The 11,817-nt window shown below is 41.6% G+C and carries 13 protein-coding genes; 6 read left to right on the top strand and 7 right to left on the bottom strand.

Features of this window, described 5'->3' with window-relative positions:
• Window positions 1-58 precede the first annotated feature (58 nt).
• The 7 genes from LS71_RS03655 to LS71_RS03625 all read right to left on the bottom strand — a co-directional run bounded on the left by LS71_RS03655 (window position 59) and on the right by LS71_RS03625 (window position 5,976).
• Window positions 59-646, bottom strand: a complete 588-nt coding sequence (locus LS71_RS03655) for a ComF family protein (protein ID WP_034354881.1) — start codon at window positions 644-646, stop codon at window positions 59-61.
• Entirely contained in the window at window positions 627-1,220 is a 594-nt protein-coding gene (tmk, locus tag LS71_RS03650) for a dTMP kinase (protein ID WP_034354884.1), read from the bottom strand. The genes LS71_RS03655 and tmk overlap by 20 nt, the downstream gene beginning before the upstream one ends.
• Window positions 1,221-1,271: 51 nt before the next feature.
• Entirely contained in the window at window positions 1,272-1,772 is a 501-nt protein-coding gene (gene coaD, locus LS71_RS03645) for a pantetheine-phosphate adenylyltransferase (protein WP_034354886.1), read from the bottom strand.
• Window positions 1,773-1,781: 9 nt separating this feature from the next.
• Window positions 1,782-2,363, bottom strand: a complete 582-nt coding sequence (locus LS71_RS03640; protein WP_034354889.1) for a UbiX family flavin prenyltransferase — start codon at window positions 2,361-2,363, stop codon at window positions 1,782-1,784.
• 104 nt (window positions 2,364-2,467) lie between these two features.
• Window positions 2,468-3,388 carry a flagellar basal body P-ring formation chaperone FlgA gene (flgA, locus tag LS71_RS03635; RefSeq protein ID WP_034354890.1) on the bottom strand — a complete coding sequence of 307 codons (921 nt, stop codon included), beginning with the start codon at window positions 3,386-3,388 and terminating at the stop codon, window positions 2,468-2,470.
• Window positions 3,389-3,398: 10 nt separating this feature from the next.
• The gene (locus tag LS71_RS03630) at window positions 3,399-5,474 is read right to left on the bottom strand and encodes an ATP-dependent helicase (RefSeq protein ID WP_034354892.1); all 2,076 of its coding nucleotides are present in this window, start codon (window positions 5,472-5,474) and stop codon (window positions 3,399-3,401) included.
• A gap of 1 nt (window position 5,475) precedes the next feature.
• Entirely contained in the window at window positions 5,476-5,976 is a 501-nt protein-coding gene (locus LS71_RS03625; RefSeq protein WP_052058035.1) for a DUF2147 domain-containing protein, read from the bottom strand.
• Between the two features lie 180 nt (window positions 5,977-6,156).
• Between LS71_RS03625 and LS71_RS03620 the strand changes: the two genes are divergently transcribed.
• From LS71_RS03620 to LS71_RS03595, 6 genes are read left to right on the top strand one after another with little or no spacing between them, the layout of a single operon-like run.
• The gene (locus LS71_RS03620; protein WP_034354895.1) at window positions 6,157-6,837 is read left to right on the top strand and encodes a hypothetical protein; all 681 of its coding nucleotides are present in this window, start codon (window positions 6,157-6,159) and stop codon (window positions 6,835-6,837) included.
• A 10-nt stretch (window positions 6,838-6,847) separates the two neighbouring features.
• A complete protein-coding gene (gene pyrE / locus LS71_RS03615) occupies window positions 6,848-7,462 on the top strand; it encodes an orotate phosphoribosyltransferase (RefSeq protein WP_034354900.1) in 615 nt (204 codons plus the stop codon).
• An 18-nt stretch (window positions 7,463-7,480) separates the two neighbouring features.
• Window positions 7,481-8,044, top strand: a complete 564-nt coding sequence (locus LS71_RS03610; protein ID WP_034354903.1) for an RDD family protein — start codon at window positions 7,481-7,483, stop codon at window positions 8,042-8,044.
• A 48-nt stretch (window positions 8,045-8,092) separates the two neighbouring features.
• Window positions 8,093-9,145, top strand: a complete 1,053-nt coding sequence (locus LS71_RS03605) for a microcin C ABC transporter permease YejB (RefSeq protein ID WP_034354906.1) — start codon at window positions 8,093-8,095, stop codon at window positions 9,143-9,145.
• Window positions 9,138-10,235 carry an ABC transporter permease gene (locus LS71_RS03600; RefSeq protein WP_081946269.1) on the top strand — a complete coding sequence of 366 codons (1,098 nt, stop codon included), beginning with the start codon at window positions 9,138-9,140 and terminating at the stop codon, window positions 10,233-10,235. Before LS71_RS03605 ends, LS71_RS03600 begins: the two co-directional genes overlap by 8 nt.
• Window positions 10,228-11,781, top strand: coding sequence for an ATP-binding cassette domain-containing protein (locus tag LS71_RS03595; RefSeq protein ID WP_034354909.1), 1,554 nt, complete (start codon window positions 10,228-10,230; stop codon window positions 11,779-11,781). Before LS71_RS03600 ends, LS71_RS03595 begins: the two co-directional genes overlap by 8 nt.
• Window positions 11,782-11,817: the final 36 nt, after the last annotated feature.

The raw sequence follows: 11,817 nt of genomic DNA, 5'->3' as shown, positions 1-11,817 counted from the left end.
CCCCCCGAAAGACGGCATACCAAAACACAAAAAAGAGCAAAATGAGGCGTAAAAAGCCTCATTCCCTCGCATCACACAAAGCCAAACAAAATAAAACTTGAAATCCCTCCAATACCTTTATCGCCTCCATAAAGCTACTCCCTGTGGTAATAATATCATCTATAAGCACGATTGTAGGATTATGTATCTTTCTTATAAGTCTAAAATCTTTAGGATTATTTTGACGAAATGCAAGTTTTGTGCCGGCATATTTCACATTATTATGTGCTTTCAACGCGCCAAAGTATGCCCTCAATCCACCCCTACTATTGCGCGCAAAAATGCTAGCAATCACGCCCACATGCGAATACGCACCATAAGGATAATCATCTAATCCCACAAGGCTTAGGGGGAAATGCGCAAATGCACTCACATCAACTTGCGTAAAAAAATGTCTCGCCGCTTTAAACGAAAGTAGTTTAAGAATGCGCGAGCCTACAAGGTGATATTTACTCTGCATAAGGAATGCCACATCTTCATAGCGGTAAAAACTATATACTTTTATAGAATCTAGCAAGATTCTATAACGAGGCGTGAGCGGGAGGGCAGAGAGGCAGCGCGCGCATAGAATCTGATAGCTCCACTTCTCACACATAAGACATTTCATCAATACGCCCTTTTATCATCGCGCAAATCTCCTCCCTACTAGCAGCGGCATCAAGGATAAGATGTGGCACATTAAGATATTTGCTAGATTCTATCAATCGCTCTTGGATATTTAGCATATACGCAATGCCTCTACTCTCGATACTATCGTGCGTTTTAAGCTTGAGCCTTTGTGTTAGGGCTAGCTCACTTAACTTTAAAATCACCACCAAATGTGGATACATTCCGCGTAGCACAAATTCATTAAGCCATATAAGCTTATCCATACTCACATTTTTTGCATAGGCTATGCCAGAAATCACGCTCCTATCGCTAATAATGAGTTTATCCGCATTAGGCGCTAGCACTTCTTTATAATGCTGCGCCCTATCAGCCAAAAAGAGCATAAGTTCAGCATATTCATCAAGTATAAAGCCCCGCTTTTTGGGTGCATACAGCACAAGCTCGCGGATACTTTCCCCTATCAGGCTTCCACCCGGCTCTTTGGTAAAAATTGCCCGCGGGTAATGCGCGCGCAGTAGCTCAATTTGCGTGCTTTTCCCGCAGGTATCAATGCCCTCAATTGCTACATACATAATTCCCCCTTTTTTAGCCTATTACGCGCATATTTTTGCTTAAGCCATAAATTACTCATTTGGTAGAATCTTTGCCTTATAAAGCCCTAAAATTAAGTCCGCCACATGAGGCGGCACTAAATGAGCAAAGCGCCCATTATGCTCAATAATAGAGCGCACCACAGATGAGCTAATAAAGGCATTTTGCAATGTGGGCATAAAATAAATCGTTTCTAGCTCGCTATTGAGCGAGGCATTGGCATATCCCATCTGTAATTCATACTCAAAATCACTCACCGCGCGCAAACCGCGTATAATCACCCGCGCGCTATGCTCTTTAGCAAAATCTGCAAGCAAATTGCTAAAGCCTTGAATACGCACATTTGGCAAATCCTGCGTGCTTTGTTTTAGAATCTCCACGCGCTCCTGCAGCGCAAACATCGGCTTTTTAGAGCGCGAATGCGCCACCGCTACTATGACATTATCAAAAATCTCAATTGAGCGCTTAATAATATCTAAATGTCCATTTGTTACAGGGTCAAAAGTCCCCGGATAAATTGCTAATCTCCTCATCTATAAGCCTTACTCACACTTCCAGCGCGTATAAAGCGCGTTTTTTATGTTTAAAGCATCGAGCCATTTGCCCGCAAAAAATAACTCCATAGATTCTAAATCTTTTATCTTAGCATAATACCCCACACAAGGAGGCGCTACAATCACGCCAAGCGCACTAAGCTTGCTCATCTGCTCAAGTGAAATGGGGCTAAAGGGCATTTCTCGCGGAGCAAGCAGCAAAGTGCGCTTTTCTTTAAGCATAACTAACGCACAGCGCGAAATTAAATCATCACATAAGCCACTAGCGATTTTTGCTAGCAGATTCATACTTGTAGGCACAATCGCCATAGCATCAATGCCAAAGCTCCCCGAAGCTAGTGGGCTATCTATCTCATCTTCATTATAAATGCGAAAGTCCTTCTTGCGCCGTAATTTATCAAGACATACTTCTATATCCTCGCTAAGCTCACTGCTAGCGACATTTTGCGCACCCTCGCTAATAATCACAAATAATTCTATAGAATCTGGCACAGATTCTATAAGCCTTAAACCCAACTGCACTCCGCTCGCTCCGCCAATGCCAATGGCTAGCTTTTTTATCTCTGCCATAATTTACCCCTTATGTGTTTAAACTACTTTTGCGCGCCTACATCTGCTTTTATTTTATGCTTCTCCGCTTTTTGCCCTTTTGCTCTCCATACCATTTCCACTCCTTATATCATTTCTGCCTTGCCCGCATCGATAATTTTCACGCGCAATATTTTCCCACTGCTAGGATTTTGCGCGTTAATAATATCATTTTGCGCTCCGCTCTGCCTTGCTACTAGCACCACTTCCATACTCACGCCACCTTCAAAGTTTGATACACGGATTCTATCGCCCTTTTTAACCACCACTCTAGGCTTAATCTTATCTTTTGTAATCGCCATATCAGCGCGGATATAGCTCTTTGCCCCACTTTTATTAAGCTCACTTTCACTCATGTAATCCGCGCCCACACGCTCAAACTTAATACGCTCTACACGCGTATTTTGCGCGCTAATAGTGTCATTTGTAGCGATATTTTGTGTGCTTTTTAAAACCTTTAATGTGCCATTAATCTCATACATAAATGTGAGCTTTTTGACCTGTGGGCTGTTATTTGAGCGATATTTCATCGCAAATGTGCCGCTATTTTTTTTTAGCCCACTTGATAGCTCATAATCTATAAGCGTATAATCTGTAGGCATAGTCCCTAGCGGGCGTATGGAGAGTGTGCTAATCTCTAGCTTATCGCCATAATGCTGCACATACATTTTTTTCACAAAATCAACCATATCCCCATCCATCGTGCTGATAAACCTAAACTCTACCATTTCGCTTTCACATGGCGCCATTTCATAGCCAAGCTGTAAGAATATGGATTTAATATCTATGCATTTTTCAAACACACTAAATCTATCTAAAGGAATGGTAGTTACTAAAAAATTTTTTTCAATGGAGGGAAACATATCTCTTGAATACACCTTATCATGCGTAACATTATAAGTTTTTTGTAAAACAAGCTTATTTGGTGTGATATGAATATCATCAGCATATATATTCACACACAAGCTCAAAATGCCCGCCATACACGCTAAAAACATATATCTCATCATCTATCCTTTAAGATTCTATCTTTTTTACAAATGGAGCTAAAATTACTCGCTCTAAGCCTGCAAAGTTAATCTTAAGCCTACTTTGCGCGCCTTTGCCATCAATAGATTCTATAACGCCTATGCCAAAAAGTTTATGTTCTACCTGCATACCTTTGGTAAATGCCTCCTCGTTCTGCGCAGTATTTGTATCGCTCTGCTTAGATTCTATACCTCCTAATAATCCACTCTCTCGCAAAAAGCGCGATGGCTTTAATATCTCTCTTTTGCCTCTATAGAATCTACTTGTAGCAAAGCATAAAGTGAGGTTATCTTTTGCGCGTGTGAAAGCCACATAGCCCAGCCTGCGCTCCTCTTCTATCTCATCATCGCCCTTCTGCAGAGGGAAAAACCCCTCCTCAAAACCTACAATATACACATACTTAAATTCTAATCCCTTAGCCGAATGCACACTCATACAGCTCACAGCCTCGCCCACAACCTCATCAGTAGGGCTAGATAAGGCTAAGTCATTTAAAAAATCATTCAAAGTATTATTGGGATTTGAGATAATATAATCTCGAAATAAACCATAAAATTCTTGTATATTTGCCTCCCTATCGACTTCATCAAGCTTACTAAATTCAAACACAATGTGGCTTTGCATATCCTCAATCATATCGGCTAAATCGCTATACGCCGCCCATCGCGCTAGATTCTCACTAAGCTCATAAAGAGCCTTATATGCCTTTTCTCCAATGGCTTCCCTGCACGCCTGTGGATATTGCTCAATGCACGCAAGGCAGGAGATACCCTTTTTTATAGCAAGCTGCTCTAGCTTTTCTTGACCAACTTTGCCAATGCCACGCTTAGGGCGATTAATAATGCGCAAAAAAGAAAAGTCATCATCTCTATTAACAATTAAACGCAAATAGCTTAGTAAATCTTTAATTTCCGCGCGCTCATAAAATCGCACCGCACCCACTAGCCTGTATGGAATCTTAGCCCGATTAAAGCCCTCTTCAATGCTGCGAGAGAGTGCATTAATGCGAAATAAAATAGCAATATCGCTTGGGGAGATGCCAGATTCTAAAAGTGCGCTAATATCTTTTGCTAGAAAGCTTGCCTCATCATTTTCGGTTACATTTTCAATAAGGCGCACCGCACTACCTGCGCCTTTTATGCTTTTTAGCTCCTTGCCCAAACGCTCATTATTATGCGCAATGAGTGCATTTGCCGCATTTAGAATCTGCTCACTTGAGCGATAATTTTGCTCTAATTTAATCACTTTCACAGATGGAAATTCATTAGGAAATTTTAAAATATTGCGCACATCAGCACCGCGCCAGCCGTAAATACTTTGGTCATCATCGCCCACTACGCAAAGATTATTATGGGTTAAACATAATGATTTTAAAATCTTATATTGCAATTCATTAGTATCTTGATACTCATCAACCATAATATACTCATATCGCTTGCTCCACGCGCGTGCAATATCCTCATTATTTTGCAAAATCTCATAAGTAAGATAGAGTAAATCATCAAAATCAAGCAAATTTTTCTCACGCAAATACTGCTCATACTCGCCATAAACTTTATTCATCACCTTATATTCCTCGCTATGGGCGTAGGCTCTAGCTTGCAAGGGAGAGAGAAAAGCATTTTTCATACTTGAGATATAGCTATCAAATTGCGCAGGTGGGAGGGTTTTTGAGAGATTTTTTAAAATAGCGCGCTTATCTGCAGAATCTACCACGACAAAGTTTGCCGCCCTATTAAGTGCATTGATATGAAAGCGTAAAAATAATAAGCCAAATTTATGAAAGGTGCAAAGCAGCGGCGGGGCTTCCTGCACAGAATCTAAAAGCATAAGCGCCCGCTCTCTCATCTCCTGTGCGGCTTTGTTAGTAAAAGTAAGTGTGAGCGTGGAGCTAGGGGGAATGCCCACTTCATTAATGAGATAAGCAAGCCTAGTAGTGAGCGTCTTTGTTTTTCCACTGCCTGCACCTGCTAGAATAAGCATTGCTCCATCAATGTGCGTAGCTGCCTTAGCTTGAGCGGGATTTAATGCAGCAATGGCTTTGTGCAGTTTAGATTCTGACATTTTAGGGCTGTATGTCCTTTAAACTTTCCTCTACCACAGAAAAGTCAGGCTTTTGAGAAAGATAGGGCTTTACCTCCTCATCGCTTAATCTTTTCCAAATCTTTGTCTCACCCATCGCGCCAAATTTATCAATACTCCCGCGCAGTTCGAGCATATCGCCTTTTAGCGTAATCTTTGCATAATACACCTTGCCCGCATCAAAGTTATACACCTTGCCATCTTTAAACACATCGCTATTGCCATCGCGCACAAGATTATAGACAAACACGCTGCCTTTATCATAGCGATTTCTTAGGGCTTTATTTTCATTATTTACATCTTTTTTAGGCGGCGAGCCATCGACATTAGCAAAGCCATAGGCATAATATTTGTCGCCTTTTTTAAAAAACTCAACAATAGATTGCTGCCCTTTCTCACCCTTGTGCGTCATATAATACCCCTCTAACTGCGCGCTAAAAGCAATACTTGCGCATAAAGTGAGCATAAACACTAATTTAGACATACCTTAACTCCTTAAAAATAGCAAAAATTGCAAATGTGGCACGAAATTCGCTTTATGCTTTTACATTACATCTTGCAATTGCGCCTTAAATAAAATTTGTAAGTATAACAAAAATATACTAGAATAGCGCATTTTCACACGCAAGAGTTGCACACACCACAAAAAGGGGTAAAAATATATATGAGATTTTGTGCCATACTAAGCTGGCTTGCCTTGTGTGCTTCGTTTATTTATGGAGCGCAAAAAGTGCTTGTAGAGGATTTCCCCACAGATAAAGAGCCTAATGAAGTGCTGCAAGATGTCGCCAAAACGCGCCAAGAGCTGCTCTATGATGTTGCTGGCGTTAAAATTCCTAAGCAAAAGGATTATAGAGAGGGATTTTATACCCTTGCAAGTATTGGCATTGCCACTACGCCTTCACTTGGCACAAGCAGCGTTATGGGTATAGAATTTGGCTATGATTTTATCTTTGATAGACGCCATTCTTTGCGCGTTTTTGGCTTTTTTGACCGCACAAATTACGGCGCATTTGCAGATTTTGAATTTAATCTAAGTAAGCCAAACACGATGCAAATCTATCGTGGCGGGATTTCTGCAGAATATAGAATCTACGCCTCCAAACACATCGGCTTCCGCGTTCGCCTTGCTTCTTTTGGCTCATATAATTTCTCCCGCACAGATTCTGCACTCTCTCCCACACTTACGCAAGAGCGCAAAAAGTGGCTTTTCCCAACTTTTGCCTTTGGACCTATTTTTGTCTATGGGAAGCAGCATGAGCTATTTATCGGCTATGATTTGCTTGATTATGAAAAAGAACGCGGTATGAGTGTGAATTACCTCAAATATTCTTACAGATTCTAAAGGAGGGTGTATGCTTGATGTGAAAAAATGCTATATGGACGCTAATGCTTTGCTCAAAGGGCATTTTTTGCTTAGCAGCGGCAATCATTCTGACCATTATTTGCAATCTGCGCGCGTGCTAGAAAATCCCAAAGTCGCGCAGCAATTAGCCAAAGAGCTAGCCAAACAGATAAAAAAAGCAAATCTTAACATACAATGTGTCTGCTCTCCCGCACTTGGAGGGATTTTAGCAGGTTATGAGCTTGCTAGGGCTTTAGATGTGAGATTTATTTTTACAGAGCGAGTTGAAGGGCAAATGCAGCTAAGGCGCGGCTTTGAGGTATCAAAAGGTGAGCGGGTGCTTATATGTGAGGATATTATTACCACAGGCGGTTCGGCTTTAGAATCTGCGCAATGCGTGGAGTTTGCTGGAGCAAATGTAGTGGCGTATGCAGGGCTAGCTAATCGTGGATTCTGTAAGCGTGTAGGCTCAACGCTAGAGCGCAAAAAAGAGGCTCGCTTGCCGGAGCATATTCCGCTTTTTGCGCTTGCAGATTTTGTGTTTAATATGTATGAGCCGCATAATTGCCCACTATGCAAGCAAGGCGCACAAAAAGCTATTAAGCCCGGCAGCCGTGGTAACTAAGGTGCGGTAACTAAGGCAATGTCAGAATCTAAGCGCTGGCGCAAAGTCAAATCACAGCACATAAAGCCTAAAGATACGCAAAAGCCTCAAAGTGCGTGGATAAATCTATATGATTTTAGCCTAAAAAAGCAGCTCATACTCATGCATGCAAGTGCGCGGATAAAGGCATTTATCACAGATATGTTTATGATTAATATGCCCCTTTTATACCTTACTACCTATGTCTTTTTAGACGGCAAGGAGGATTTTACGCATAATCAAATGGCTATCCTCTCCTGCGGGCTAGCCTATGGGATTATCACTTCGCTTTTTTTTGCCCTCACACACCAAACGCCGGGTTTTCGCTATATGCAATTAAGGCTAGTGAGATTTCCCACCCAAAAACCGCATACTCCGCACCACACCGCGCCTGCTACACAAGAGCTAGATTCTATAAAAATAGGCTTCTTTCGGGCATTTGCGCGCTATGTGCTGTGGGTATTTGGCACAAGCTTTCTATTTGGCATACTCATAGGCTTTTTACGCCGCGATGGGCGATGTTTGCATGATATTGTGTGCAAGACACAAGTGATAAGTATCTAATTTTGCTACAATGCGCTTTTTACAATCATAATTTTTAAGGATTTAGCATTGTTAGGCTATATCACAAAGCGATTTTTACTCATTATTCCTACACTTATTGGGGTTATAAGTATTAATTTTTTACTTATGCAGCTTGCCCCGGGCGGACCTGTGGAGCGCACCATAGCCAAAATGGAGCATCTAGGCGCATCAGGTGAGGCTTCTACTGGGCAAAATACACTCTACAAAGGCTCTATAGGCTTAGATGAAAACCTCATAGCAGAGATTAAAAAACTCTATGGATTTGATAAATCTTTAAGCGAGCGCTACATACAAATGCTGTGGAATTTTATCCGCTTTGATTTTGGTGAGAGCTTCTATCAGCAAACTAGTGTGTTATCAATCATCGCTTCAAAGCTTCCTGTATCCATTTCACTTGGAGTATTTAGCACTTTGCTTATTTATCTTATTAGCATTCCCTTAGGCATTGCAAAGGCTACGCGCAATGGCTCGCGCTTTGATGTGCTAAGCAGTGTTATTATCGTCGTGCTAAATGCCGTGCCTGCGTTTATGTTTGCAGTGGTGCTTGTGGTGCTATTTTGCGGTGGGAGCTATTTTGATATTTTCCCACTGCGCGGGCTTGTGAGCGAAAACTTTGCCACTCTTAGCACTTGGGGACAGATTAAAGACTACTTATGGCATTTGTTTTTGCCTGTATTATGCATTTCTATAGGTGGATTTGCCACTTTAACTATGCTTAGCAAAAACTGCTTTTTAGATGAGATACATAAAAGCTATGTGATATGTGCTAGGGCAAAAGGCGGGAGTGAGCGCCATATTCTCTATGGGCATATATTTCGTAATGCTATGCTGCTTATCATAAGCGGCTTTCCTGCGATTTTTATCGCAGCATTTTTTAGCGGGAGCTTGCTTATTGAGATTATTTTTAGCCTCGATGGATTAGGGCTTTTAGGCTATGAAAGTGTAGTAAATCGCGACTATCCTGTTGTGTTTGGCACGCTTTATATTTTTACTTTTCTAGCCCTTGTGATAAATATCATAAGCGATATACTCTACTGCATTATCGACCCGCGTATCCACTTTGGGGGTAAAAATGCCTAGCGCAACGCTAAAAAAAGCTACAAAAACGCAATTTGCCACGCGCTGGCGTATTTTTAAGCAAAATAAGCGCGCCTTTTACTCACTCATATGCTTTTGCATTTTGCTCACTCTAAGCCTTTTGGCAAATTTCATTGCCAACGATAAGCCGCTTTTCATTTATAAAGATTCTAAAATGTATTTTCCTGTGTTTGTTGATTACCCGGAGACAACCTTTGGCGGAGATTTTGAGACCTTTAGCGATTATAATGATAGCTATGTGAAAAATACATTACTCAAAGACGCCTTTGTGCTGTATGCGCCAATCCCTTATAGCTATGATACTATCATTATGGATTTGCCCGCTCAAGCCCCCACTGCGCCAGATTCTAAACACTGGTTAGGCACTGATGATAAAGCAAGAGATGTGAGTGCTAGACTGCTGTATGGATATAGAATCTCGCTAGCTTTTGGGCTTATTTTAAGTGTGTGCAGTGTGGTCATTGGCGTATGTATGGGGGCATTGCAAGGATATTATGGAGGAAGTGTGGATTTAATAGGGCAGCGGCTTATTGAGATTTTTAATGCTGTGCCTATTTTATTTGTGATTATTATCATTTCAAGCGTATTTGAGCCAAGTTTTTCATGGATTTTGTGCGTGGTGCTAGCCTTTTCGTGGATTATACTTGTTAATCTTGTGCGCGCAGAATTTCTAAAAGCGCGCAATCTTGAGTATGTGCTAGCAGCAAAGGCTATGAATGTGAGTGATGTGAAAATTATGTTTAAACACATCTTGCCAAATGCGCTTAATGCCACTATCACTTTTACGCCTTTCATAATGGCAGGCAGCATTGTAACGCTAAGTAGCCTTGACTTTTTAGGCTTTGGTATGCCTGTGGGGAGCGCTAGCCTTGGTGAATTGCTCGCACAAGGGAAAAATAATCTCTCCTCCCCGCATTTAGGCATAAGCGCCTTTATCGCGCTATGCGTGCTTTTGTCCGTTCTAGTCTTTATTGGAGAGGGCTTAAGAGACGCATTTGACCCGCATGTAACATTAGCAACAGATTCTATCACTACAGAATCTACCCCCGCGCAAAGCCTATCCCATGCTTAATATCCACCAACTTAGCGCACATTTTGCTAACTCTAATCGTTTTTATTTAAATGATATTTCTTTGCATATTGCTAAGCAAGAAAAGCTAGCACTTGTTGGTGAATCTGGCTCGGGCAAAAGTATGCTAGCACAGCTCATCTTGCGCCTGCAGCCAAATGTCAATGTGCAAAGTGGCTCTATTACCTTTAATGGGCGCAATTTGTTGCATTTTAATAATGAGCAAATGCGCTCTTTACGCGGTAAGGACATTGCCTATATCCCACAAGAGCCGCTCTCAAGCCTTAATCCCCTCCAAAAAGTGGGCAAGCAAATTTTAGAGAGCTTTTTTATCCACGCGCCTAGCCTCTATCCGCACTTAAGCCACAAAGCCTTAAAGCACAAGGCGCAAGAGCGATTATTAGAGCTTTTAGATTCTGTAGAGCTAGAGGCGAGATATGCTCAATGCTACCCCTTTGAGCTAAGTGGGGGACAAAAGCAGCGCGTAGCATTAGCAATGAGCATTATTAATAATCCCGCCTTGCTTATTTGTGATGAGCCAACAACCGCGCTTGATGTGCTAATACAAAGGCAGATTATGCAGCTATTAGCGCGCCTTAGTGCGCAAAGTGCGATTTTATTTATTAGCCATGATTTAGGCATAGTCAAAGATTTTTGCGATAATGTCGTGGTGCTAAAAGCAGGACAAGTGATAGAATCTAGCTCCACCAAAGCTATTTTTAATGCCCCAAAGCAACCATACACACGCTTTTTGATAGAATCTTTACAGCTTCCACGCAAAAGCACATCTTTTAACGCTAAAGGCACGCCGCTTTTATGCACCAAACACTTAAGTGTAGGCGTTATGCAAAGGCGCGTGTTTAGAGCGAATTTTAAAGAGCTAGTGAGTAGTGTAGATTTAACTTTGTATAAAGGGCAGATTCTGGGCATTGCGGGAGCTTCAGGCAGTGGGAAATCAAGTCTAGCGCTTGGATTATTGCAACTACTTAGCACTAAAGGAGAGATTTTGCTTGAGGGTAAAAATGTTAGCTCAAAGGCTTTGCGGCAAAATATTGGCATCGTATTTCAAGACCCCTTTTCATCGCTATCCCCGCGCCTACGCGTGGGCGATATCATTATGGAGGGCTTAGATTCTATACCGCAGGCTAAAAAAGATGCCTTAAAGGCTTTAGAATCTGTGGGCTTAGATTCTAATCTCGCACAATGCTATCCCTTTGAGCTAAGTGGGGGACAAAAGCAGCGCGTGAGCATAGCTAGAGCCATTGTAAGAAAGCCTAAAATCCTTATCCTTGATGAGCCAACTAGCGCGCTAGATAAAAGCTCGCAAAAGCTTATCTTAGAGCTATTATTAAAACTGCAAGCAGAATTAGAGCTAGGATATATTTTTATCACGCATGATTTGGAGATTTTAGCCACACTTAGCGATGAAGTGATGATTTTGCACAATGGGCAGGTGGTGGAGTGCGCTCATGCGCAGCAAATTTTTAGCCACCCTCAAAGTCAATATGCTAAAAGCTTAATTGGCGCATTTTTTAATAAGCATTTATAGAATCTAGGCAATTTCAAAGGTCGGCACAAAGTGGCG

It is taken from the genome of Helicobacter jaachi, from assembly GCF_000763135.2.
In the GTDB taxonomy this organism is placed as follows: domain Bacteria; phylum Campylobacterota; class Campylobacteria; order Campylobacterales; family Helicobacteraceae; genus Helicobacter_C; species Helicobacter_C jaachi.
This window is presented reverse-complemented; position numbering and strand designations above follow the sequence as displayed.